24 protein-coding genes and 4 tRNA genes are annotated in these 24,939 nt (G+C 45.6%); 22 read left to right on the forward strand and 6 right to left on the reverse strand.

All coding sequences use genetic code 11. The features are described from left to right. Nucleotides 1–2 precede the first annotated feature (2 nt). The 5 genes from rfbD to GON05_RS39625 all read left to right on the forward strand — a co-directional run bounded on the left by rfbD (nucleotide 3) and on the right by GON05_RS39625 (nucleotide 4,378). Complete coding sequence (rfbD, locus tag GON05_RS03755; RefSeq protein ID WP_157317875.1) at nucleotides 3–860, forward strand: dTDP-4-dehydrorhamnose reductase; 858 nt, start codon at nucleotides 3–5, stop codon at nucleotides 858–860. After that, nucleotides 847–1,797 carry a glycosyltransferase family 2 protein gene (locus tag GON05_RS03760; protein WP_157317876.1) on the forward strand — a complete coding sequence of 317 codons (951 nt, stop codon included), beginning with the start codon at nucleotides 847–849 and terminating at the stop codon, nucleotides 1,795–1,797. Before rfbD ends, GON05_RS03760 begins: the two co-directional genes overlap by 14 nt. Nucleotides 1,798–1,890: 93 nt before the next feature. Further along, a complete protein-coding gene (locus tag GON05_RS03765; RefSeq protein WP_157317877.1) occupies nucleotides 1,891–2,757 on the forward strand; it encodes a glycosyltransferase family 2 protein in 867 nt (288 codons plus the stop codon). A 6-nt stretch (nucleotides 2,758–2,763) separates the two neighbouring features. After that, nucleotides 2,764–4,170: an undecaprenyl-phosphate glucose phosphotransferase gene (locus tag GON05_RS03770; RefSeq protein ID WP_157317878.1), complete on the forward strand. Its 1,407-nt coding sequence runs from the start codon at nucleotides 2,764–2,766 to the stop codon at nucleotides 4,168–4,170. An 82-nt stretch (nucleotides 4,171–4,252) separates the two neighbouring features. Next, nucleotides 4,253–4,378, forward strand: a complete 126-nt coding sequence (locus GON05_RS39625; protein ID WP_258567639.1) for a hypothetical protein — start codon at nucleotides 4,253–4,255, stop codon at nucleotides 4,376–4,378. Nucleotides 4,379–4,431: 53 nt separating this feature from the next. Here GON05_RS39625 and GON05_RS03775 read toward each other — a convergent pair whose 3' ends face one another. Beyond that, nucleotides 4,432–5,511, reverse strand: coding sequence for an acyltransferase family protein (locus tag GON05_RS03775; RefSeq protein ID WP_157317879.1), 1,080 nt, complete (start codon nucleotides 5,509–5,511; stop codon nucleotides 4,432–4,434). Between the two features lie 265 nt (nucleotides 5,512–5,776). Between GON05_RS03775 and GON05_RS03780 the strand changes: the two genes are divergently transcribed. The 5 genes from GON05_RS03780 (at nucleotide 5,777) to GON05_RS03800 (ending at nucleotide 11,781) form a co-directional block, all read left to right on the forward strand. Beyond that, nucleotides 5,777–6,934 (forward strand): outer membrane lipoprotein-sorting protein, encoded by a 1,158-nt coding sequence (locus GON05_RS03780; RefSeq protein WP_157317880.1) that lies wholly within the window; start codon nucleotides 5,777–5,779, stop codon nucleotides 6,932–6,934. 408 nt (nucleotides 6,935–7,342) lie between these two features. Beyond that, entirely contained in the window at nucleotides 7,343–8,515 is a 1,173-nt protein-coding gene (gene alr, locus GON05_RS03785; protein ID WP_181646629.1) for an alanine racemase, read from the forward strand. A gap of 217 nt (nucleotides 8,516–8,732) precedes the next feature. Next, nucleotides 8,733–9,014 (forward strand): CopG family ribbon-helix-helix protein, encoded by a 282-nt coding sequence (locus tag GON05_RS03790; RefSeq protein ID WP_028553892.1) that lies wholly within the window; start codon nucleotides 8,733–8,735, stop codon nucleotides 9,012–9,014. Nucleotides 9,015–9,017: 3 nt separating this feature from the next. After that, on the forward strand, nucleotides 9,018–9,368 hold the full coding sequence (locus tag GON05_RS03795) for a type II toxin-antitoxin system PemK/MazF family toxin (RefSeq protein WP_028553893.1): 351 nt from the start codon (nucleotides 9,018–9,020) through the stop codon (nucleotides 9,366–9,368). Between the two features lie 109 nt (nucleotides 9,369–9,477). Further along, on the forward strand, nucleotides 9,478–11,781 hold the full coding sequence (locus GON05_RS03800) for a Tex family protein (RefSeq protein WP_157318062.1): 2,304 nt from the start codon (nucleotides 9,478–9,480) through the stop codon (nucleotides 11,779–11,781). Nucleotides 11,782–12,006: 225 nt separating this feature from the next. Here GON05_RS03800 and GON05_RS03805 read toward each other — a convergent pair whose 3' ends face one another. The 3 genes from GON05_RS03805 to GON05_RS03815 all read right to left on the reverse strand — a co-directional run bounded on the left by GON05_RS03805 (nucleotide 12,007) and on the right by GON05_RS03815 (nucleotide 13,150). Next, complete coding sequence (locus GON05_RS03805; RefSeq protein ID WP_157317881.1) at nucleotides 12,007–12,333, reverse strand: hypothetical protein; 327 nt, start codon at nucleotides 12,331–12,333, stop codon at nucleotides 12,007–12,009. Between the two features lie 224 nt (nucleotides 12,334–12,557). After that, complete coding sequence (cmpA, locus tag GON05_RS03810; RefSeq protein WP_090818813.1) at nucleotides 12,558–12,722, reverse strand: cortex morphogenetic protein CmpA; 165 nt, start codon at nucleotides 12,720–12,722, stop codon at nucleotides 12,558–12,560. 74 nt (nucleotides 12,723–12,796) lie between these two features. Further along, nucleotides 12,797–13,150 (reverse strand): hydrolase/acyltransferase, encoded by a 354-nt coding sequence (locus tag GON05_RS03815; protein ID WP_157317882.1) that lies wholly within the window; start codon nucleotides 13,148–13,150, stop codon nucleotides 12,797–12,799. Nucleotides 13,151–13,301: 151 nt separating this feature from the next. Here GON05_RS03815 and GON05_RS03820 point away from each other — a divergent pair, with 151 nt between their 5' ends. The 4 genes from GON05_RS03820 (at nucleotide 13,302) to GON05_RS03835 (ending at nucleotide 15,855) form a co-directional block, all read left to right on the forward strand. Continuing rightward, entirely contained in the window at nucleotides 13,302–13,775 is a 474-nt protein-coding gene (locus GON05_RS03820) for a SprT family protein (RefSeq protein WP_127457251.1), read from the forward strand. 19 nt (nucleotides 13,776–13,794) lie between these two features. Next, nucleotides 13,795–13,870: transfer RNA gene (locus GON05_RS03825), tRNA-Asn, on the forward strand. Nucleotides 13,871–13,877: 7 nt separating this feature from the next. Then, a tRNA-Ser gene (locus GON05_RS03830) sits at nucleotides 13,878–13,966 on the forward strand. Nucleotides 13,967–14,112: 146 nt separating this feature from the next. Then, nucleotides 14,113–15,855: a methyl-accepting chemotaxis protein gene (locus GON05_RS03835; RefSeq protein ID WP_157317883.1), complete on the forward strand. Its 1,743-nt coding sequence runs from the start codon at nucleotides 14,113–14,115 to the stop codon at nucleotides 15,853–15,855. A gap of 67 nt (nucleotides 15,856–15,922) precedes the next feature. Here the strand turns inward: GON05_RS03835 and corA are convergent, their stop codons facing one another. Then, nucleotides 15,923–16,852: a magnesium/cobalt transporter CorA gene (gene corA / locus GON05_RS03840; protein WP_157318063.1), complete on the reverse strand. Its 930-nt coding sequence runs from the start codon at nucleotides 16,850–16,852 to the stop codon at nucleotides 15,923–15,925. Nucleotides 16,853–17,007: 155 nt separating this feature from the next. On the opposite strand from corA, the gene GON05_RS03845 reads away from it, so the two are divergent. Continuing rightward, a tRNA-Glu gene (locus tag GON05_RS03845) sits at nucleotides 17,008–17,079 on the forward strand. 17 nt (nucleotides 17,080–17,096) lie between these two features. Then, nucleotides 17,097–17,178, forward strand: a tRNA-Leu gene (locus tag GON05_RS03850). Between the two features lie 99 nt (nucleotides 17,179–17,277). Here the strand turns inward: GON05_RS03850 and GON05_RS03855 are convergent. Next, complete coding sequence (locus GON05_RS03855; protein ID WP_157317884.1) at nucleotides 17,278–17,751, reverse strand: SRPBCC family protein; 474 nt, start codon at nucleotides 17,749–17,751, stop codon at nucleotides 17,278–17,280. Between the two features lie 128 nt (nucleotides 17,752–17,879). Between GON05_RS03855 and GON05_RS03860 the strand changes: the two genes are divergently transcribed. The 6 genes from GON05_RS03860 (at nucleotide 17,880) to GON05_RS03885 (ending at nucleotide 24,912) form a co-directional block, all read left to right on the forward strand. Beyond that, nucleotides 17,880–18,293, forward strand: a complete 414-nt coding sequence (locus tag GON05_RS03860; protein ID WP_127457248.1) for a winged helix-turn-helix transcriptional regulator — start codon at nucleotides 17,880–17,882, stop codon at nucleotides 18,291–18,293. A gap of 212 nt (nucleotides 18,294–18,505) precedes the next feature. After that, nucleotides 18,506–20,116, forward strand: coding sequence for an extracellular solute-binding protein (locus GON05_RS03865; RefSeq protein WP_127457247.1), 1,611 nt, complete (start codon nucleotides 18,506–18,508; stop codon nucleotides 20,114–20,116). Nucleotides 20,117–20,253: 137 nt separating this feature from the next. Then, a complete protein-coding gene (locus GON05_RS03870) occupies nucleotides 20,254–21,108 on the forward strand; it encodes an ABC transporter permease (RefSeq protein ID WP_157317885.1) in 855 nt (284 codons plus the stop codon). Between the two features lie 93 nt (nucleotides 21,109–21,201). Then, nucleotides 21,202–21,999: a carbohydrate ABC transporter permease gene (locus tag GON05_RS03875; RefSeq protein ID WP_157317886.1), complete on the forward strand. Its 798-nt coding sequence runs from the start codon at nucleotides 21,202–21,204 to the stop codon at nucleotides 21,997–21,999. An 85-nt stretch (nucleotides 22,000–22,084) separates the two neighbouring features. Further along, nucleotides 22,085–23,872, forward strand: coding sequence for a sensor histidine kinase (locus tag GON05_RS03880; RefSeq protein ID WP_157317887.1), 1,788 nt, complete (start codon nucleotides 22,085–22,087; stop codon nucleotides 23,870–23,872). Then, nucleotides 23,869–24,912 carry a response regulator transcription factor gene (locus GON05_RS03885; protein WP_157317888.1) on the forward strand — a complete coding sequence of 348 codons (1,044 nt, stop codon included), beginning with the start codon at nucleotides 23,869–23,871 and terminating at the stop codon, nucleotides 24,910–24,912. The genes GON05_RS03880 and GON05_RS03885 overlap by 4 nt, the downstream gene beginning before the upstream one ends. The last annotated feature ends 27 nt before the right edge of the window (nucleotides 24,913–24,939 follow it).

Below are 24,939 nucleotides of genomic sequence, written 5' to 3' on the forward strand. Positions count from 1 at the left end.
AGATGAAGATCTTAGTGACAGGGGCGAATGGACAACTAGGGCAGGATATCGTTAAAATTTTGGGCAGTAACCATGAGATATATGGTTTTGGAAGAGAGCAGCTTGATATTACGAACGAGTATCAATGTCTTGAAGTGTTAGAATCCCTTAAGCCGGATGTTGTCATTCATAGCGCTGCATACACAGCTGTTGATCTAGCTGAAACGGAAGAAGACAAGGCTTATGAAATTAATGCATTTGGGACAAGGAATCTTGCCGTTGCTACTGAAAAAGTAGGAGCGAAGCTTTGCTATATAAGCACAGATTATGTTTTTGATGGGACTGGTACAACGCCATATAGAGAATATGACAATACGAATCCTCAAAGTATTTATGGGAAGTCCAAAAGAGCTGGGGAACTCCTCGTTCAAACGCTTTCTACGAAATACTTTATCGTCAGGACATCGTGGGTATATGGTTTGTATGGAGCGAATTTTGTGAAAACCATGCTTAAACTAGCTCAGGATCGCGACAGTTTGAAGGTTGTAAATGATCAGTTCGGATCACCAACGTATACGGTTGATCTTGCAAATTTCTTGGAGCAGCTAGTTCGAACTGAGCTTTATGGCATTTATCATGCTTCAAACACTGGAGTTTGTTCGTGGTTTGATTTTGCTAGCGCGATTTTTGAGGAAAGCGGTAAGAAGATAAATGTAATGCCATGTTCTACAGAAGAGTTTCCCCGACCTGCACCAAGACCGCGTTTCTCGGCGATGGAGCATATGGCCATTCGGGCAAATGGATTTGAAGATTTGAGACCATGGCGTGAGGGGCTTCAAGCTTTTTTAGAGGAACTTGGAGTGAGTAATGTACACCGCTAGTATCCATATAGTGACCTACAATAGCTCTGAATACATCGACGACTGCTTAAATGCAGTCATCATGCAATCCTACCCAATAAATCAAATCATTATTATTGATAATGCTTCAAAAGACAACACGCTTGAGAAGTTACAAAAGTGGTCGGATAGAATTCATCTTGTTATAAACACTAAAAACAACGGCTTCGCCGGCGGACACAATCAAGCATTAAGAATGACAGAGACGGACTTTTGCTTGATTTTGAATCCAGACGTAGTCCTTGATAAAGATTATGTTCTTAAGACAATTGAAGCATTAGAGAACACACCTCAGGCGGGAAGTGCCACAGGGAAACTGCTCTTCAAAGCCGATCCAAAGCACATTGACAGCACGGGCCTTATCATCAACAAAGCTCGTAGAGCATTTGACCGCGGCGCACATGAGACAAGCGATCTCTTTCAGCTACCTGAGGAAGTGTTCGGCGTCTCAGGCGCCGCGGCCATGTACTCTCGCAAGATGATCAACGACATTAGTTTAGATAGCGAGTTTTTTGATGAAGACTTCTTTGCGTATAAAGAAGATGTAGATGTCGCATGGCGAGCACAACTGCTCGGTTGGAAGGCTCTGTACGAGCCATCTGCAATCGCGTATCACGAACGAGGTTGGAAAGAGGGCGGTAGGAGCAGTAAGCCGCTTTTTGTCAGGAGACTGTCCTACATTAACCGTTATAAAATGATGGTAAAAAACGATACGGTTCCAGCGATGCTCAAGCACATTGTTCCACTTTTCATATACGAATGCCTCAGCTTGGCTTACTCTCTATTAAGGGAACCAAGGCTGCTAGGAGCATGGGCTGACTTCTTTCGCAACTATTCGGATCTCCGTAAGAAGAGACAATCAATACGCAGTAAGCAAAAAGTATCAGCAAACGAACTAATTAAGTGGTTCAGATCATAAGATTAGCACAAGCTAGTCTTATTTTTTTAGGCTAATTTTAATATTCGCATGTTATAATAGGGGTAATGAAATTAAGACAAGTGAGGTTTCCCCTTGGATTTATCAATTATTATCGTTAATTACAAAACACATGACCTAACCCTAGCCTGTATAAAGTCAGTATTTTCGTCAGCTACAGCTTACACTTATGAGATTATTTTAATCGACAATGCCTCGAATGATGGCATCATAAAGTCCGTTAACGAAAAGTATCCCCAGGTCACCAGTATCGCAAATAAAGACAATGTAGGCTTCTCAAGAGCCAACAATCAAGGTATTCGCAAATCAAAAGGGAGATACGTGCTGCTCCTGAACTCTGATACCATCGTCCAACAAGACACGCTTGATACGATGCTGCGTTTCATGGACGAGAACCCAATCGTAGGAGCCAGTGGATGCAAAATCGTACTGCCAGACGGTTCGCTCGACAAAGCCTGTAAGCGAGGCTTCCCGACACCGTCAGCGTCCTTTTACTATGCCTTCGGCTTTTCGAAGCTATTCCCGAAAATTCCACGCTTCAATCAATACCAGCTGGGCTACTTGAATCCAGACGAGGAATACGGTATCGATTCCCTTGTAGGTGCCTTCATGTTAATACGCCGCGAGGCGATTGATCAGGTCGGAATGCTGGATGAGGAATTTTTTATGTATGGTGAGGATATAGATTGGTGTTATAGAATTAAAGAGGCGGGCTGGGTCAATTATTATTACCCTAAGACGCAAATCATTCATTACAAAGGCGCAAGCAGCCGAAGGAAGCCTTATAAAATTATCTATGAATTCCATCGTGCGATGATTTTATTTCATAACAAACACTACCGTCAGAAGTACTCCTGGCTGACCAATATGGCGGTTTACATAGGTGTAGGTCTGAAGTTTGGTCTGTCTTTAGCAAGAAATAAATTAAAACCAACGAGGTGATTTACATTGATTCGACAGAGTCAAGGTTTTTTGACCCAACTTTACGCGCTGGCCGACTTCATATGTATTCAGCTCGTATTTTTACTTTCCTGGTGGCTGAAATTTAAAAGCGGTTGGATCCACTTTGATTCTCCACTGCCAATTAAGCATTATTTGATGTGGAGTGTCAGCTATGCGTTAATTGCGATTTTCATAAGTTATATGATTAATTTTTATACCCCAAAAAGAAAGAAGCAGTTTTCATTTGAGGTATTTAAAATAATTCAAGTCCATATTTTTAGCTTGTTACTGCTCTTAAGTCTTTTGTTTATTTTAAAAGAAGTAGACGTTTCGCGTTCTTATCTATTGCTTTTCTTAGTTAACAATATCCTAGCTATTAGCTTTTACCGCTATATGATCAAAATCTCGCTGAAGCGAGTCCGGCAAAAGGGCTATAATAAGCAATTCATCCTTATTCTTGGAGCGGGTTCGCTTGGTAGACAGTTTTACACGAAACTCAGACAGCATCCGGAGCTAGGCTACGAGGTTGTTGGGTTCCTTGATGATTATCAAGAAAAGCACGAAATTCCTTACCAGAATTATAAGCCGATTATTGGCAAAATTGATGATCTAGAGTCCATCTTGAATGATACTATAGTCGATGAGGTTATTATTGCTCTTCCATTAGATGCCCATCGTAAATTCGGTCATATCATCAATGTTTGCGAGAAAATTGGTGTCAAAACGCTAATCATTCCGGATTTTTATGACTTCTTACCATCACGCCCTTATTTCGATAATTTTGCGGAGATGCCGCTCATTAATGTGCGGGATATCCCTCTGGATGAGTTCCGAAATCGGCTGTTCAAGCGGGTTTTTGATATCATTTTTGCTAGCGTAGCTATTGTCATTACTGCACCGGTCATGGTTGCATCGGTCATTGCGATTAAATTAACTTCTCCAGGGCCGATTATTTTCAAGCAAGAGCGTGTTGGACTGAATCGCAGGAATTTTATGATGTATAAGTTTCGCAGCATGAATGTGTTGCCCGAAAGTGCTTCTAATACGGAGTGGACGGTTGAAAATGACCCGCGGCGCACAAAGGTTGGAACTTTTCTGCGGAAAACAAGTTTGGATGAGCTGCCTCAGTTTTTCAATGTGCTTTTTGGTCATATGAGTGTTGTCGGTCCAAGGCCGGAACGTCCTTATTTCGTGGAACAATTTAAGGAAGAGGTTCCGAAATATATGGTGAAGCATCATATTCGACCAGGTATTACGGGTTGGGCGCAGAGCAATGGTTTGCGTGGAGACACATCGATTGAAGAGCGTATCAAACACGACATTTTTTATATTGAAAATTGGACTTTTTTATTTGATATTAAAATTATTTGGCGAACGATTATTAATGGCTTTATCAATAAAAATGCATATTAATTAATTTTTTCACCTCAACCGCATGATTCGTCAACATCTTCCCCATACTAAGCATATACTTAGTGTGCGGGGAGGTTTTTTTATGATCGATCATGATGACGCTTACCAAGATGAACGCGTTTCAATTGGCAAAGGTTTGATTGTTGGCGTGGTGTTCGGTTCCCTGATCTGGGCAGGTATTATTGCCGGTATTGTGTATATTTGGTGATGATAAATAAAAGAAGACTGCTAAGGCTTAAAGCCTTAGGCAGTCTTTTTGTTTTAGGAGACAGGTTTTGAAGAGCGGGAAGGACTTACTTTTATGACGTCGCGAAGTCCAGCGACAAGCGGTTTCTCAGCTAACCTGTACGCCATTTGACATAGCGGGACTACACATATAACAATTATTACGTTTGTAAGTAGAGGACCCAAATAATCGACCAGATGAGTAGCTACACTTAGTTTCATTAATATGGAGATAAAAATCAGATGGGTTAGTAAAATCGTGTAAGACGCATCCCCTAGTTTGCTGAGGGAAAGAACCCACCTTGGCAGCTGAATCCGTTCAGGTACGGAGGAAGCGCCTAGCAGCACAAATATGGCCGGAATAACGTATAACAGGTAACTATGAAAAGGAGCAAATTGATATTTGTTATTGATCCATATCAGTAAAAATCCAAACATTCCGATCGCAATTAACCATTTGTAATGTTTACTTCTATGCTGCTCCGCCCATTTGGCCAATAAACAACCAGCCATGAATTCCAGGTTCACATCGCTGAAGAGAAAGTTTAAATAGAAATGACGGTCGATATCAGCGCTTATTAACGGTACGCGCAAAAAATGGCATAAAGTTAAGGCAATCCAAATTGAAGCGAAAATAACTGCTGGCTTTTTCCCTACAGAGAGAAGGAGGCTGAAAGCCAAGTAAAACAGCACAAAGTAGCTTAATGACCAAGCCACCGGCAGTATGGGGCCATGTGCTTGAGGGAGCAGCAGGAATGATTTAATAATGGTATCTTTATCAGTCTCAAAGCCGTATCCAAAACTCGGAACAAAAAAATAGACAGGCAGCACAACAAGTGTGATTAGCCAGTAGAAGGGATAGATACGAATAAGACGTTTAGTTAAGTAGGGGAGTACGGGCATTTGAGTCCCTATTTTGTGACCATATGTACGAAAGAGCAGGAACCCGGTTAATAGGAAAAAGAAGTCTACGCCGCCTGATCTCCCGATCGAGCTGATCCCTAATAAGTCGTATTGATAATACTTGAAAGACATGGCTGACGTATGGAAAAGCAGCACAAAAAATGCTGCCGCTCCTCTTGAGGCTTGAAGAGTGATTTTTTGGTTGTTATTCAAAGGTAATTCCTCCGGTTCATGAATGAATCTTCAATAGATCATTATGCCAGATGACTGTGAAGAAACTATGTCTGGAACCTGAAGGGTTGCTGAATTTTAATTGAGCTGAATAGGGGGATTCATTTATAAGATTAGACGAATCCGGAGCTAGTCTTATTTTTTTTGCCTAAATGGGTCCAAGCCGGTAGCTTGGCTGCATAATCGGCCAAGTCCCCTCATATGCATGTACTATGTTGATGTTAATCATGAGTGAGGGGATGATCGAATGCGCCGGGTCACATGGATGGTAGCAGTGGTGATGTGCTTAGCATTGGTTCTCGCGGGATGCGGGATAGGCAAGAAAGATGCAGGATCTATCGTAAAGGATTTGGATCATGTGATCAGCAAAGCGGATAGCTATCAGGCTTCTGGCAGTATGATTTTGCACACAGGGTCTCAGCCGCAGGAGTACCAGGTGGAGGTGGCGTTTTCGCCGGAACATTTCTACCGGATTTCTCTAACGAATGCATCGAAAGATGTGACGCAAATTGTGCTGCGTAATGAAGAGGGCGTGTTTGTTTTAACGCCGCATCTGAAGAAAAGCTTCCGTTTCCAAAGCGATTGGCCGGAGAACCAAGGACAGGTTTACTTGTTCCAATCTCTAGCTAGAAGTATTATTGCGGACAAGGATCGCCAGTTTACAACGGACAATGATGCTTATGTGTTCGATGTGGCGGCGAATTATCAGAATGAGCAGCTGTCCCGCCAGAAAATTTGGCTGAATAAAAAGACGCTGGCACCTACGCAGGTTCAAGTGTCGGATGCGAACCAAAATGTGATGGTGCAGGTGAATTTCACGAAGTTCGAATTCGATGCGAAGTTTGATAAGGATTTCTTCCAAATGGAGCGCAACATGACGAGCTGGAACATGCAGACATTGCCGACAATGTCCGATGTTAAGGTGACGGATGCCGATCATCCGGCAGCAGGTGTGACGGACAAAGACTTGACCGCAACAGGCGGCCAATCGGATCAATCTCAACCGACAACGTCGACAGGGACAAAAACGGATGCAACGAAGTCAAATGCCGCGGCAAGCAAACCGCAAAGTATCGGTATTATTGAGCCGAGCTATCTGCCTAAGGATGTCGTGAAACAAGACATTACGGATATGAAACTGGGTGAAGACGCGGCTGTTCTTTTGAGATACAAAGGGAAGTACAACTTTAGTATGGTCGAGGTTAGACCTCAGGCCAAGTCGGTATCTTTGCAGCCAGGTGATATTGTGGATCTCGGCTTCACGATCGGCGTTCTCACAGGGGAAGATAAGAAAACTCTCACTTGGACGAATGACGGCGTAGAGTTCAGATTAACGACGGGCGATTTGCCGACGAATGAAATGATTAAAGTGGCGATGGCAACGGAAGGCCAATCCGGTAAGTAACTAACCAAAGATCTGCTCTTAGGAGCAGGTCTTTCTTTTTGGCTTCTCGGTCTTTTATCAGAGAAATTTAATGTGGCAAAGTGTGCCAATGGGGGATTGAATACAATGGAAGATCATACTTTTTAGAAAAGAACTGAATGGGCTGCAAATGTACGAGGGGAGTAGCATTGAGCCGATTTCCTTTTGGAGACGGCGATGCGAACAGACATGCTCATAAAAAGCGTCGTTTGGATATGACGCGATTTCGCCTTATTTAAGGCTAAAGGACGGTTGACAGTGTTTCGTGACTCGGTTTAACATAGGTTTATCGGTCCTAACGGGTTCGGAATTATTGGAGGGGGAGTCCTGCTGCTCGTAAGGAGCGGGCCTTCCCTTGTCCTTTGCATTTGGAAAAAGAGGTGAACGCTGGTGGATGCTTTTTATCGTCCCACGTGGGTTGAAATTTCGTTAGATGCACTGCGAAGCAACATTGAAGGTTTTCAGAAGATACTGCCGGCAGGAATGAAGCAGATGGCAGTTGTTAAAGCGGATGCGTACGGACACGGGGCTGTGGAAGTATCCAAAGAGGCTTTAGCCGCAGGTGTGGATTACTTGGGTGTAGCGTTTTTTGATGAAGCGCTGGAGCTAAGAAATGCAGGAATAACCGCACCTATTCTGGTGCTTGGCTACACGCCTCCAGAGGGAGTCGAGCGGGCACGAGAGCTTGATGTTACGATAGCGGTCTATAGTCATGATGTCCTCAAGGAGCTGCAAGCGCAGCAGCATAAGAAGAAGCTGAAAATCCACATCAAGCTTGATACCGGCATGGGTCGTCTTGGTTTGCATACGGAAGCGGATGCAATTCCTTTCATTGAGCAAGCGTTGACGCTGCCGAATGTGGAAGTTGAAGGATTGTTTACTCATTACGCGAATGCGGATGAAGTGGATAAAAGCTATACGCTGGAGCAGTACCGCCGTTTTGAGCGGATTGTGAGCTATTTTACGGATAAAGGTGTAACGTTTCCATATATACACGCGGGCAACAGCGCAGCAGCTATTGATTTGCCTGGTCTCACTTATTCGATGGTACGTTTGGGTATCTCGATGTATGGCCTATATCCTTCCGGGGATGTGGATCAAACCAAAATTGCGTTAAAACCGGTGCTTAGTCTCAAAACAGGCATCGTCCATCTCAAAACATTGCCGTCAGACTCCGGGATTAGCTATGGAACGATCTATCATACGAAAGGCGAAGAGCAGATCGGAACGCTGCCAATCGGGTATGCGGATGGGTATTCACGGATGCTTTCGGGTAAGGCAGAAGTTTTGGTTCGCGGCAAAAGGGTGCAGGTGGTCGGTCGAATTTGTATGGACCAATGCATGATCAACGTGTCTGACGTCGAAGGTGTCCAGTCTCTCGATGAGGTTGTGCTGATCGGGGAGCAGGACGGAGAACGAATTACGGCTGAAGATATTGCAGATCAGCTAGGTACGGTTAATTATGAAGTCATTTGTATGATTTCACATCGGGTCGCACGTGTGTATGTGCGCGGCGGCGAACGAGTGGATGCCATTAATCCGCTAATGCGTCATCGTTACTAAATTGGGTTTCATTCTAACTCGGATGAATTTACCATTTAAAAATGTTCCTTCCTTTGGAGGAATTTAGAGTAGGCTATCGAATACGTAGTGTAGAATCTTATATCCATAGGTGTAACATATTTGATATACTGGTTGCATATATCTATTGTATAATTTGGTTTTCAATTTGACATACTGGTAATATTGTCTTTGTATCGTTTCTTGGGGGTGCGAGAGTGTGAGTAATGCGCATAATACGAAAAGGATCATGATTAGCTTGCCTGACAATCTGTTGCAAGAAGTGGACGGCATTGTCGAGAAGGAGAACTCCAATCGCAGCGAATTTATTCGCCAGGCAATGAAGCTGTATTTAATTGAACGCAAAAAGCGCAGTCTACGCGAATCCATGCAGCGTGGGTATATGGAGATGGCGAAAATTAATCTCAGCATGGCATCTGAAGCTTTTCAAGCGGAGGAAGAAGCGGACGGTACGCTTGATCGCTTAGTAAGCGGGGTGTAAGAAGTGATTGTGAAACGTGGCGATGTTTTTTTCGCAGATCTTTCGCCGGTAGTAGGATCGGAGCAGGGAGGAGTTCGTCCTGTTCTCGTGATCCAAAATGATATCGGCAACCGCTTTAGCCCAACTGTGATTGTTGCAGCGATTACCGCTCAAATCCAGAAGGCGAAGCTGCCCACGCATGTGGAAATCGACGCGGAGACGCATGGTTTCGACCGAGATTCGGTCATTCTGCTTGAGCAGATCAGAACGATTGACAAGCAACGGCTAACGGACAAAATTACGCATTTGGATGAAGAAACGATGCGAAAGGTTGACGACGCTTTGCAAATTAGCGTGGGACTGATAGAATTTTGAATAGGATCAGGAACGGACGGGGGGAAGTGGTTCCCTCGTTTTTTGGTTTGCATACATACTTGAATCTAAGTAGAAGTGGGGAATGACTGTGACAATATTGGAAACGATGATGAACAAATGGTTCCACGCAGCCGGCGAAGCATCCGGAAATACAGGTGTGAAAACGGAAGAAGAGCAGGCGGGAAGCAAGGGTGCAAAGAACAAATACGAGGAAGAGCCGAAGGAAAAGGTCGTCCTTTCTGAAGAGAAGAAAGCGGAGATCCAAGAGCGAATCTTGAAACAGATCTCCGCTGAGCTCCAGCTGCCCGCAGGTAAAGTAAAAACGACGATGGGGCTGCTGGATGAGGGGAATACGATTCCTTTTATCGCTCGGTACCGGAAAGAAATGACGGGCGAGCTAGACGAAAACCAGCTGCGGGACATCGAGGAGCGTCTGCAGTACTTGCGCAACCTCGAGGATCGCAAGCTGGAGGTCGTGCGTTTGATCGACGAGCAGGGGAAGCTGACGGATGAGCTGCGCAAATCGATTGAAGGCGCTGCAAAGCTGCAAGAAATCGAAGATTTGTACAGGCCGTATCGTCAAAAGCGGAAGACGAGAGCCAGCGTAGCCAAAGAGCGTGGCTTAGAACCGCTAGCGGATTGGATCTGGAAGCAGCCTAGAAACGGCTCGCTCGAACAAGAAGCCGAGCGTTACGTAAACGTGGACAAGCAGGTTGCAAGCGCGGCTGACGCGATCCAGGGCGCGATGGACATCTTGGCGGAGAACATTGCGGACGATGCCAAGATTAGAGCCTGGGTACGCAGATACACGCAGGATCAAGGGGTCTTACATACAGAGGCAAAAGATGCAAAAGCTGAGTCCGTTTATGAGATGTACTACGCCTATCAGGAGCCGGTGAAGCGTCTCCCGCCACACCGTATTCTTGCCATTAATCGTGGAGAACGCGAGGAAATTCTCAAGGTTAATTTGGTTGTTACAGTAGATAAAATTCATGATTATATCGCTAGGCAGATTATCAAAGGGCAATCCGTTGTACAAGATGTACTTCGTGCGGTTGTCGAAGATGCTTATAAGCGTCTTATCGCACCGTCCATCGAGCGCGAAGTGCGCGGAGAGATGACAGAGATGGGCGAGGAGCAAGCGATTAAGATTTTCGCAGAAAATCTGCGTAATCTGCTGCTCCAAGCGCCCGTCAAAGGGCACGTGGTGCTCGGTGTCGATCCCGCTTACCGGACAGGCTGCAAGCTGGCCGTCATCGACGACACCGGGAAAATGCTTGAAATCGCCGTGACGTACCCGACACCTCCCAATAATAAGGTGGCGGAAGCGAAGGCGAAGTTCAAGCAATTGATCAGCAAGCACGGCGTCGAGCTGATCGTCATTGGGAATGGAACGGCTTCCCGTGAAACGGAGCAGTTTGTTGCGGAGCTGATTGGCGAGATCAAGGAGCAGAAGCTCAAGTACTTGATCGTCAGCGAAGCGGGGGCGAGCGTGTACTCCGCGTCGAAGCTGGCGCAGACGGAGTTCCCTGACCTCGACGTCGCCGAGCGCAGCGCGATCTCGATCGCGCGGAGGCTGCAGGACCCGCTCGCGGAGCTTGTAAAGATCGAGCCGAAGGCCATCGGCGTCGGGCAGTACCAGCATGACGTTTCGCAGAAACGTCTGGATGAGAACTTGAAGGCCGTCGTAGAATCGGCCGTTAACCATGTCGGCGTGGACCTGAACACGGCGTCTCCGTCTTTGCTCTCGTACGTGTCGGGCGTCAACGCGACGTTGGCCAAAAACATCGTCAAGTATCGCGAGGAGAACGGCAAGTTCGGCTCCCGACAGGAGCTGTCGAAGGTTCCGCGCCTTGGCGCGAAAACCTTCGAGCAGTGTGTCGGGTTCATGCGGATTCCCGGCGGCGGGAACCCGCTGGACAACACCCCGATCCATCCGGAGTCTTACGACGTCGTGGATCGGTTGTTCAAGGAGCTGCGCCTGGAACTGGCGCAGCTGGGCTCGCAGCAGCTTCTGTCGCTGCTGCAAACGCTGGAGCCAGAGGAGATGGCTCCGAAGCTGGGCGTGGGTGTCCCGACGCTGCGGGACATCTTAGACAGCCTGCAGCGTCCTGGGCGGGATCCGCGGGAAGAAGTGCCCGCGCCGATCTTCCGCACAGACGTGCTGCAGCTGGAGGACCTTGTGCCGGGCATGGAATTGACCGGCACGGTACGCAATGTCATCGATTTCGGCGCTTTCGTCGATATCGGCATCAAGAACGATGGGCTGGTGCACATCTCCCAGCTCAAGAACGGCTTCGTGAAACATCCGATGGATGTTGTTTCTGTTGGAGACATTGTTCAAGTGTGGGTGCTGAACGTGGATCAGAAAAAGGGCCGCGTCGGCTTGACCATGAAAAAACCGCAGCAATAAGCAAATAGATAGCAGTTGGCGGCGATAAGCTGCCGGCTGCTTTTTTACATCATCCTTTCTTATTGGCTTCATTTTGCTTCTTCCGCATCACCCTCACTTATTGGCTTCATCCTTTCGCTTCTTCCGCATCATCTTTTCGCTTCTTCCGCATCATCCTTTCTCTTTTACGCTTCATCCTTCTCTTTCGTCCACATCATCCTCTCCAACAAAATTTGAGAGAAAATCTCATTCCGAAGTTTGCCCCACCTCCTTCACAAAATAAACGATTGCCTGCTGCGGGCCAACGACCGCCGTAAGCACATCCTCACGCGCTAAACAGGTCAGCCACCCGGCAGCTATGCGAAAAGGAACATTACATTCGGCCGCGATGTCCTGGATATGGATTTGGCCATTACGGCGCTTCGCAACCTGGAGAATAGCTTGCTTCCTTAACTCCCACAGATCGGGTGTAGAAGGGGCGGGGATGTTATGTACAGAATAAGATGACCTTCTTTCATGCAGCAGATATACGTTGTCTCCTTGACCTTTTTTCACTCTTCGACGTAAAACCATGATTGATCGACCCCTTTATACATATTTAGACAACAAAAAACACACCGACCAGCAGAACTTCTGCTGGGTCAAGTGTGCTTCACTCAACGGACTATTACATTTATTTACAGTATAGTGGGCTCATTTCAAATATGCAACATATTTTTCATTTAATCTTGCTGCTTCTATGTACCGGTTACGGCAAAAAAGCCAGCACCTGTCTCAAACAAGTACTAGCCCTTTTATCAAAATTTACGTTTGCCCGGTCCGTCCGTCGATTGGGTGTCAGGCCACTCCTCTTGTGAGCGGCGGGTGCGGTAAAAGTACCAGCTATCATTCAGCAATCGGATTTGTCTGCGGTTTTTGTTCTGGAAGGCCCGCATTAATTGATTACAGAGCCATTGCGGCATATGCCCATCCCCTTCTTCGCCATGTACTTATAGCATATGAAGGAGAAGGGAGTAGGGTGCAGGTCCTTTTGACATTAATCTTCAAATTCCTCTTCGTACCACTGTTCCAGCTGCGCTTGAAGCGCGCGGATTTCAGTTAGCAGCGAGATCAGCGGATAGGATTTCTCCTGGATGCCGGCAAAGGATTTTTCCAAACGATTAATATACTCTAATCCTTGAATGAGCGTATACGTCGTTCCGATTAATTCCAAGTCGTCACATTCTGCAATTACTCGCGGGAGCTGAGGGACATCATCGGCAGTCAGTTTATCCAATTCCTTGTGCAATCTTTGATTCAAAGCGGTAAGTTGATAAGAATAGGAAGATGGCATGGCAACAAATTCTACTTGCTGGTCGAGCTTTAGAATGGCATATCGCATTTGTGGCATTCGATTGGTCAAATCCTCTCTGTATAAAGCTTTCGTTCTTTCTTTTCTACTTGACAGTATAGCCGTACATACGGTACAAATTCAAGTGAGAACTTGTCTAAGATGAGCTTGCGAAGAAAGTTTTTAATGAAAAATCTAAGGAGCGTAGGGGATGGAGGATCGGGAACTTCAGGAGTGGATTGAGCAGATTTCTTTGGCATCGTTTGGAAGGCCGTTTGTTCATCAGGCGCGCTTTAACCGAAGATTAAGGTCAACGGGAGGACGTTATTTTACCAAATCCCATGATATTGAAATCTCTTGGATGCAGTGGGAGACGTTTGGCCGTGAGGAAATTGAGAAAATCATTAAACATGAACTTTGCCATTATCATTTACATATATTAAAACGGGGTTATAAGCACCGCGATCATGATTTCAAAACACTGTTGGCGCAGGTTGGCGGGTCTCGCTTCTGTCAGTCGCTGCCTCAGGCACGTCAGAAAAGGGCTTATAAATACCGGCTGGAATGCGTCAATTGCAAAACGGAGTATTTCCGAAAGCGAAAAGTGGACGTCCGCAAGTATGCCTGTGGAAAATGTAAGGGAAAATTGAAATCGTATACACTTGACTTACAAGCCCCTTCATAATAAAATTATACTTATTCATTCCCTGATAGCTCAGTTGGTAGAGCACTCGACTGTTAATCGAGTTGTCACAGGTTCGAGTCCTGTTCGGGGAGCCATATCTTTGGAGAGATACCCAAGTGGCTATAAGGGGACCCTCTGCTAAGGGGTTAGACTGCGTAAGCGGTGCGAGGGTTCGAATCCCTCTCTCTCCGTATGAATTTGGAAATAAGCTCAGATGGCGTTTGCGCCGTTTGGGCTTATTTTTTTGTGAGTTTTGCTAACAATTGTTTAATACTTAATAAACGATTTTCCCTTATAGTGATGACAAACAACAGACAACTAGACGGGGGCTGAAGAGATGATGAAAGGTTTATCCATTCGAGTGCGTTTGATTTTATTGCTCTTAGTGCCTTCAATCCTGTATTTGGGGACAAGTATTTATTTAATGGAGCAAAACAAAAGCAATACAAGGGCGTTGGCGTCATCCCTATATGAAACAACGGACAAGAGTACTTCGCTCATTTTGAACGCGGACAGGGACATGTATCAGGCGCTAGTGGCCTACCAACTGCTAGTATCAGGCACATTGAATGCGGAGGACACAACGACGCAGCTCAAAGCGATGAAAGAGAATATTGAACAAGCGAATACCAGAGTTGAGCAGGCGGCAAACATTTTAAAAGCGAAGGGTCTTTATCAGGTGGTACACGCAGAAACGAAGCTGACGATCGAGCAGAATGTTGCCGGGTTTCATACCTCTTTTGATCAGTGGGCGAAGGAAGCAGATGCCGTGGTACAGTCTTTGGGAAAAGGGAAAAATGCCAGCAATGACCCTAAGCTTATGGTTACTTTCGAGAAAGGGCGCGAAGGAATGAACCAAATTGGTGAAATTTTGGACGTTTATGCGAATGCGAGTATCGATCAGATCGAGGATCAAAATCGTAAAACGGAGCAAACCGTGTATGCATCTGTCGCATTTATCGTCCTTTTGCTGGCCCTATCCGGTTGGATGATCATTCGTAAAATAATGAGGACGGTCCGGTCCATCATGAAGGTCACTTCTGAAGTGGCGGCTGGAGATTTGCGGCATGAGCCGGGCAACAAGTACGCGAAGGATGAGCTGGGGAAAATTACAGAGTCTGTCGATACGATGGTTATGAAAATAAAAGGCTTGATCGCTGTCATTGCCACCAATACGCAATTCGTCCATGACGCTTCAATCGAGCTCTCGGATAGCTCCAAGGAATCAGCTACGGCCGCCGAGCATGTCGCTACGAACATTCAAGATATGACGCATGACGTTGAGATTCAAGTCAGAAGCAGTGAAGAAACGAGCAGAACGATTGAGGAGATGGCGATTGGTATTCAAAAGGTGGCTGAAAACTCGAGCGTCATGGCGGACCACTCGTCGCTAACTTCTCACCATGCGGAGTTAGGCAATGAACTGCTAGGGAAGTTGCAGCAGCAAATCGCGAGCATCCTGAAATCGGTGGATCAACTCTCACAAACGGTTTTATCATTGACTCGCAAATCCGATGAAATCGGGTCAATTGCTTCGAGCATTACCTCTTTCGCTAATCAAACGAACCTGCTGTCGCTGAACGCTTCTATTGAGGCGGCCAGAGCAGGCGAGCACGGCAGAGGATTTAACGTTGTCGCCAACGAAATCCGCAAGCTGGCCTCGCAGTCCATCGCTTCTGCCGATGGGATTAATCAATTGATTCACGAGACGCGAGTGGAGATTGCAAGTGTGTCCGAGTCCATGCAAGTGACGAAGCAGGAGGCTGGTACGGGATCTGCGATGATGCAGGAAGTAAATCAAAGCTTCCATACGATCATGGCATCCGTCACGCACATTGTGACACAAATTCATGAGACTTCAGCCATCACGGAGCAAATGTCGGCGAGCTCGCAGGAAATTTCTGCGACGATGGAGCACTCGGCTGCGAGTTCGTCGCAGATTCTGATCAAATCGCAGAACGTTGCCGCTGCAACGGAAGAGCAGTTAGCCATGATGCAGAATATCGCTGCAGCTTCCGAGCAGCTTCGCTCGGTTGTGAATACACTTAATGAATCGGTTGCTTATTTTAAAATAGCATAAGGAAAAAAGGCACCCGGTGATTGTGGATATCACGGCGGGTGCCTTTCGTTTTTTGCACAATGCATAGTCAGAACCAATGTTTACGTTTAAAAAAGTACCACATCAAGACACCAATGCCAATCATCAGGATCCAGACATACAGATAGCCATAATCCCAACCTAGTTCGGGAATAATCTTGAAGTTCATGCCGTAGACGCCGACAATAAAGGTGAGCGGCAGAAAAATCGTACTGAAAATCGTTAATGTTTTCATAATTTCGTTCATGCGATCGGATTTCATACTCATTTGGAGCTCAAGCAGCCCAGTCAGCGACTCACGGAAAATATCCAGCGAATCTACGACGCGCGAAATATGGTCCATAACATCCATGAAATAGACATTATCTTCTTCCCGTGTGTACGGAAAAGAGTGGTGAGCAATAGCCGCCAGGGCAATTCGCTCATCGACAATGACGCGGCGGAGCTGGTGCATGATCCTTTTCAGCTGGAAAATATCCTGTGCGATGCGAATCGCGGGATTTAGATAGACGGACTGTTCCATATTGTCCAGGCGATCGTCCAGATGTTCCACGATGACGGTATAATCGTCGACACAGCGATCCAGGATGGCATGTAAAATGACGCCAGGATGGCTGATTCGCTCAGGCACTTCTTGGCATGTGAGGTAGAGCTGATCGATGAAAGGAAGCTTGTCTTTGTACACGGTGATAACAAAATTAGAGCCGATCACGATCGCAATTTCTTGGGGCTCCAGCCCCTCGGAGACAGCGAAGAAGGTCAGGAAGACGTGATTTTTATACGTATCCATCTTCGGCCGTTGGTTTAGCTTAATGGCATCCTCGACGAGGAGCGGGTGGCACTTGAATACATCGCCAAGGACATGCTTGACTTCATCGGGCGACGGGTTCTCCAATCGCACCCAAACAACTTCGTTTGGAGCTGGAATGCGTACCTCTTCCTCGTGGACGGTTGCCTGTGTAGATTCATATATGAGCATGGTTGACAAACCAAACACCTCGGTCAGGTTGAATTGGTTTCAGCATACCATATTTGTCCGGAAGTGATCCAGATTTTGCACTTGTCAATTGAGATATGATCCTTTATAATAACAATTGTCGTCAAAATGGGCTGCACAAGCTTCATGACTTTCGTGGCCCGTTGGTCAAGTGGTTAAGACACCTCCCTTTCACGGAGGTAACAGGGGTTCGAGTCCCCTACGGGTCAGTTTTTTATCCTCTTATGCGGTCGTGGTGGAACGGCAGACACACCATCTTGAGGGGGTGGCGCTCACAAGGCGTGAGGGTTCAAATCCCTCCGACCGCATCCCAGATTTCCAAGAAATTTATAAACCAAGGAGCTAAGCGAGTTGTTCTCGCTTAGCTCCTTGGTTTTTTGTATTACTTAAGGGATAGCAAGGTCTTCCTAAGAGTTTTCCAAGCCGTGTTTATTGGCAATTCGCTCGCTTTGGTTGGGCTGGCCCTTACCCTCCGTAATCAAGCTGCGTAGACTGCCGTTGATATAGGTGCCCCAGGAGTCCGAGCAAACGCTGTAGCACTCATATGATGGGACTAGACCTACGTGCGTAAAGCGAACTTCTGTTGTTCCGTCCTTCTCGGTGATTTCAAAGATAATGTCGGTATCCTTCCATTCGCTCTTGTCCACTACGAAGTTGAAGTAGTTGTCTATCACGTGCCAAACAACCTTCTTACCTGGAATAAGTTCGGTGATTGCGATGGTGCAGCGGTGAATGTCCTGGTAGTGGTGCTTAAATTCGCCAAGTTCGTCCGTTTTGCCTTCAATATCTTCGGACCACCATCCTCGGACGTTATTGATAGCGGCGAAGACTTCGTCGGGGCTTTGCTCCACATTAAAGGCCGTGGTGTAGTTTTGATTCATGCAAGCTATCTCCTCTCAATATTTGGTAATAGCACTCCTAGTATAAAATCATTACTTGCAAATTGCAAGTACAAATGGAGCGAATATGTTAACTTGTAAGATGCAAGTATGGATAGTATAATCGACTCATGAAAAAACGAACCCCTACAGTTTGTCCAATCGTCTATGCACTCGACATATGGGGCGATCCATGGAGCCTCATCATCCTTCGCGATGTCCTTATCCATAATAAGCGGCATTACCGCGAGTTCCTTGCTTCACGCGAGGGCATAGCAACCAATATTTTGAGCGCACGCCTTCAATCCCTCACGGATGCAGGCCTTCTTGTCAAAATAGAAGGCGCTTCAAGCCGCGCACAAACGATGTACCGGCCAACGCAGAAAGCACTTGATCTGTTTCCGGTCGTATTCGCCGTTATGCGCTGGGGCCTAAAATACAACCCCGATACCGATATGGAGATTCCGATTATGCAAGAACTGATATCAGACGAAAAAGGTCTGGAACGACGCCTTTTGCAGAATTTCGACGATGTTACTTCGTAGATGATGAATAGTCGAAGAGGACAACGTTCACCGGGAGTTAAGTAGGTATAAGCCGCTTAACTCCTTTTGCATTTGTCCAAATTGCTATTTATGTATTTTGAATAAACACATAATTCCGACTAAAAACACATGTGAATTTTTTGTAAGTGTTAATATAATGAAAACTATCATGGGCCCATGATAATAAAGTTTATAGAGAGGGGCTACTTCATTTGAAAGCACTTTCGAACAACTCCCGTTTCCTTCGCAAGCGGAGCGCTATCACGATAGTTGGAGCTTTGATGTCTGTTGTTATGCTAGCCGGCTGCGGCAATTCTTCTAATGATCCAAAAGCAACTTCCACTTCAGGTGCATCGGCTTCCGATCCCATTCATATTCTTCTGTCCCATTCCGAATTTGCCTATGCCAAACAAGCCAAAGAAGACGATATCTACAAGAAAGAACTGAACCGATTATCCGGTTTCAATGTGAAGTATGATTTCTTGGGACATAGCGATTATGCCCAGCAGTTATCCCTTCGGTTTGCATCCGGTGATCTGGCTGACTTGATCCGGACGGACAGTATTGTATCTACCATTCACAGCGGTGCTGTCGATCAAGGTGTTTTTCTCGAACTCGGTCCCCTCATTGATAAATACGCGCCTACGCTAAAAAAGAAAATACCCGCAGAATTCTGGAAAAGTCCCCGTATTTCCAAGGACGGTAAAATTTATGGCATACCCGTTACCCGTGGGGTACCGGCTGACCGTTCTATCTTTATCCGCCAGGATTGGCTGGATAAGCTGAAAATGGATACTCCTAAGACACTTGACGACTACTTAGCCTTTTTCGAAGCGGTTAAGAAAGAAGATATGAACGGCAACGGCGATCCAAATGATGAATATGGGTTAGGCATGTTCAACAATATTGTTTGGACGGATATTTTCACACCTGCATTCGGTGTTCATACGAACAAGTGGAGCCTCAAGAACGGGCAGCTCGTTCCGGATATTATCGACCCAAGGATGAAGGAAGCGATCGCTTTCTATAAGCAGTTATACGATAAAGGCTACATCAATCCCAATTTGTTTGTGAAAAAAGAAGATGAACAGAATGCTTCCATTGCCAAAGGGGAAGTTGGGGTATGGGGAGCTGCCGTTTATCAATACCTGGCTGGGTACGGCAAGGATAACGCAGCAAAAACGTTCCTTAACCAACCTAACGCTTCTGTTAGCATGATTGCACCCCCACAAGGTCCACGCGGTGATAAAGGCATGGCGCTGCAATCGGATGAGATTTATTTCGTCTGGGTGATTCCGGCCACAACCAAAAATCCAGAAAACATCATTAAATACCTGGAGTGGGCTTACAGCAGTCCTGACGCTGACCAATTTTTTGCATATGGAATCAAAGGACAAAACTTCACGGAAGAAAACGGACAGATTAAGTACGATATTAATCAGCCGATCAATGTAGAGAAAAATGCTTTCCAAATGTATCAGGTGTCCTTGAACCCGCGTGAGATCGGTTTCGCAGCTCCACTTGTGCTGAAGGCGCTGCCGGAATCCGAGAAGATTACCAAAGGGTATGCCACGTCCAAAGAAAGTCTAATCCCGAATGAAGCGAAATATATGCCTCGTTTGGAATCACTCGCAAGCCATCCGGAATTAAATATTGGCGCTGCTCAAGGCACGCTTTTCCTGGACATGTTTGCCAAAGTGCTTACAGGACGTGAACCACTGGATTCAGCGTTCGACAACTTTGTGGTTGAGTGGAAAAAGCGAGGCGGCGATGCCGCAATTAAAGAAGCGACAGAATGGTATAACAAATTCAATACGAAATAACGGATAGACCCGGTTAAGCGTGGATCGAGCTCAGCTCCGACTTGGACCTCCTGTTGCTCGATCCACATTATTTCACAAAGGGGGAGAACGCCCTGTTTGCACAGATCCGATCCAAAGAGTCCTGGGTGCTGATTCTTATGGCAATCCCCGGTTTACTCTACTTTTTTACTTTCAAATACATTCCTCTGGCAGGTAATCTCATCGCATTTCAGAATTACAACCTATTTCAAGGTTTTATGCACAGCAAATGGGTGGGGTTGGATCATTTTCTGACGTTGTTCCGATATGATGATTTCTGGATTATTATGCGCAACTCCTTAAAATTGGGGCTTTACTCCATTTTATTTGGTTTTCCGGCGCCTTTGATTCTAGCCTTATTGTTGAACGAATTACGGGCAATGTGGTTGAAACGTCCACTTCAGACGATGTTGTATTTGCCGCATTTCCTATCATGGGTCATTGTAGGCGGTATCTTTTCCAATCTGCTTGACGCTAAGGGCTGGATGAATCAATTGCTTCATTACGTTGGCCTCGGACCCTTTGACTTCCTGGGGAACTCGACAACTTTTCTAGGAACGATTATATCTATTAGCATTTGGAAGGAAATTGGATGGGGCACTATCATTTATTTGGCCGCGCTTGCCGGAATCAATCCGAGCTTATATGAAGCTGCCACTGTAGATGGGGCAAGTCGAATTAGGCAAATATGGTCGATTACGCTGCCATCGCTGATGCCGGCAATTATCGTTCTGCTGCTTCTTAGAGTAGGGAATCTATTGGATGCTAATATTGAGCAAATGCTAATGTTCTTAAACCCTCTTGTGCGAGATGTTGGTGAAGTGTTCGATACCTTTATTTATAGAGTTGGCTTGCTAGACAGCCAGTATAGTTACTCTACTGCAATTGGTGTGTTTAAATCCGTCATTGGGTTGATATTGTTGACGTTGGTGAATACGTTAAGCAAAAAGACAACAGGTGAAAGTGTTTATTAGAACAAACAGGAGGGGATTGACCTGAGAATCGCTCGTTCCTTTCAATGGTTTTCAGTTGTAAATATAGCTGTTTTAGTTATAACCAGTTTGAGTATGATCGCGCCATTAATTCACTTATTGGCCGTGTCGCTTAGCCTTCCGGAATATGCGAATGCCAAATTGGTAGGGCTTTGGCCTAAAGGCATGCAGTTTGATGTCTACGGATCTATTTTTGCGTTAGATGAGATTTGGAAAGCTATGGGAGTAAGCATTTATATTACTGTGGTCGGAACGCTTGTGACACTGCTCCTCTGTTCGCTCTTAGCCTACACGCTTACGAGGCCGAAGATGCCGGGGCGCACTATCATTTTGAAGCTTATTGTCGTTACGTTCGTATTTCCTGTCCCTTTAATTCCGAGTTATTTGCTAGTCAAACAGCTGGGCATGATTAATTCGCTTTGGTCTCTCATTATTCCTGGAGCGATGAGCGCATTTTATGTTCTGATTATTCGAACTTTTTTTAAAGCACTTCCTGGGGAATTGTTTGAAGCGGGCAAAATGGATGGTTGCGGGGAACTGCGCATCTATACGCGAATTGTTTTGCCATTATCTATGCCCGTATTGGCGACTATTACGTTATTTCATACCGTCAGTCAATGGAATTCCTATTTTTCAGCAACCATATACATTCGCTCACGGGACTTGTACCCACTTCAAGTTCTGCTGCGTAATCTCATCGTAGACAATGGTGCCAATACTGGAATGAGCGATTTCCAACTGAGTACGCAGTTTACGCCGGAAATGATGAAAGCGGGCATCGTGCTGGTCGCTACCTTGCCGATTCTCATCGTATATCCGCTTCTTCAAAAGCATTTCGTAAAAGGCGCGATGCTTGGTTCGGTCAAAGAATAGATAAGGGTTTCTTGATTCCGTAAAATACGTTATTTTTATAGTAGACAACCTAGAAGCACAGACGGAAGAAAAAGGGGAATGCAGTATGCGAATCAAGACGATGACGATTAAGTTAAAGCTGGTTCTGCTCTTCTTCGGCTTCTTCTGTTTGCCGTTTTTGATCCTCGGTAAGTTCTGGTACGATCGTTCCATGGAAACCATTGAGGATAATGCCATTAATAATAATCAACAGCTTATGCGCCAAATTAACTATAACCTTGATGTCTATTTTTCTGATATAAAAAAGGCGACACTTCCTCTGCTTGCCCATCCACTCGTACAGCAATTTGTCAAAATAGACCCTAATAATCAATATGACTATTATGATTTAAGCTCGCGTATCCGGGCGGATCTCATTCCCAACATGGTCTATAATCGAGATGATATTTATGGACTGTCCATTATTTCACTGAAGGGTCCTTATTATAGCAACATAGCTTTCTCAGATCGTGTTGATAGTTATAGAAAAGAATTTGCTGATAACAACAAGGACAATTTTCGGATTTTGGGCATCAGCATGACAGGAGACGGTACGGAGGTTATTACGGTCTTTCGAAGAATCATCGATAATGAAACGTATGTAACGGCAGGTTATCTGATCATTGACTTATCCTTGAACCGAACGACCGACATCATTAACCAAGCCCAACTGGGTAAAACAGGGATGATCTCCATCGTGAACACGGACGACAAGTACCTGTATCATCCTGATCCGCAAAAATGGCAGCAGCTACTGCCGGCAAAATATAAGAGTCATTTCGAAAACATAAATACGCCTTACTTTACAAATGGGGCAGGAGCAAGCAAGTCTATTGTTGTGTATAACCGCTCAGCATCAACTGGGCTAACAATCGTGTCGGAAGTTCCGCTGCGGGAACTGATGGAAGATTTGATTTATTTTCGAAATCTAACCCTAGGGTTTGTCTTGCTGCTCATTGTATTGGCTTTTGTGACGATTCTCAGTTTTTCACTCTCCATCACGCGTGCACTCTCGCACTTAATGAATTTAATGAAAAAAGTGGAGATGGGCGACCTGAGCATTCGCGCTCCTCTGCGTAAGGATGAAATCGGAAGTCTGAACAGAGGGTTTAATCTGATGTTAGAAGACTTGAATCGGCTGATCAAAATGATGCATACATCCCATCAGAAGGAAAAAGAAATGGCCATTCACCAAAGAGAATCCAAGATTCAGATGCTGCAAGCGAGAATTAACCCCCATTTTCTTTATAATACGTTGGGAGTTATCAATGCCTATGCCATCATCGCCAAGGTGAAACCGATCAGTCAGATGACGGTATGGTTGTCCGATATATTCCGCTACAGCATCGACAATCCGGAGGACACGGTATCGCTGGCTGAAGAAATCCAGCACATGTTCAACTATATTCACATTCAGAAGGAACGTTATCAAAGCTTGGAAGTAGACGTCGATTTGGACTTGAATGGTTTAAAGGATATTCATACACTTCGTCTCACGATCCAGCCGATAGTCGAAAATGCCTTTATTCATGGCTATGAGGATTATTCAATTAAGCCTACGTATATTGGTCTTCGAGCCAGCTTCGATGATGCCGGAATCAAACTTCTGATTATTGACAAAGGCAGGGGGATGCCACCGGATCTGGTGGAGACGTATAACCAAGCTTTTGCCTACATGTCGGAGGAACAAATGCTGCAAGCCAGCGCTCCATTCGGAGGGATCGGCATGTGGAACGTTCACAGCAGGTTGAGACTTGAGTTCGGTGAACCTTATGGCCTTTCCATTGTGTGCTCGGAAAACACAGGAACCATTGTCGAGATTAGAATGCCTTATCGGAAGGAGCGATCCGTATGATGACCGTCGTCGTTGTCGAAGACGAACCGATTGTAAGAATGGGGCTGATCGCTCTGATGGAGACGGAAGCCGAAGGATTCAAAATCGTAGGGGAAGCAGAGGATGGGCAGATGGCCCTCGCCCTGGCAAGGCAACATGTGCCGGACATCATTATTACGGATATTCGTATGCCTGTCATGGATGGAATAGCCTTAATGTCGGCTCTTAAACAGGAAGGCATTTCATCTTCGGTCATCGTAGTATCCGGTTATGGGGAATTTGAATACGCTCAGCAAGCTTTGCGTGCTGGTGCAGCGGATTATTTATTGAAACCGATTAATGAGGAGCATCTGCTGCCAACTTTACATGCCTTGCGTGAGAAGATACTGCTTGAGAAAGCACGCATTGTTCATGACAACAAAGAGCAGTTATGGTCATTCAAAACGAGTGCGAAGCAGCTGGCCCGCGATTTATGGGATCTCCGGGAACTGGAGATTGAGAAAGAGCTGAACTCGTTGCAGCATGAATTAATGAAAAACAAACTGAATACCTACGACATGGAAAGAAAATTGACGGGTTATATCGCTTTATTGGAAGATGAATTTCGCTCCGCTTCGGGTCAAGAGTTACCGTTTCCGCGAGGGTTGGATAAGATCACGCATCACTTCGACACCTTCATTGCCCATATTTATGCCGCTATGAAGACGATTCGAGTGACGAGGAACTGGGGATACGGCAAGGTGATTCAAGCGGGAATTGCCTATGTGGAGAAGCATTTTGGCGATCCTGAGCTTACATTAACGAAAATTGCCCAACAACTGGAAGTCAAACCGGCTAATTTCAGCCATATGTTTAAAACAGAGCTTGGCGTTCCCTTCAGCCAGTATCTGATTCGACTCAGAATGGATAAAGCCGCCAAACAGCTCTCGGATTCGGCTAATAAAGTTTACGAAGTTAGTGCGGCTGTTGGATTTTCGGATTATGTGCACTTTTCCAAAATGTTCAAGCGGCATATGGGCTATACACCCACGGAGTATCGTCAAAGTAAGTGGAAGTTGTAGCAGCTCAACAACTGTTTAAAAAGGAAA

It is taken from the genome of Paenibacillus anseongensis (assembly GCF_009757995.1).
Classification (GTDB): domain Bacteria; phylum Bacillota; class Bacilli; order Paenibacillales; family NBRC-103111; genus Paenibacillus_E; species Paenibacillus_E chondroitinus.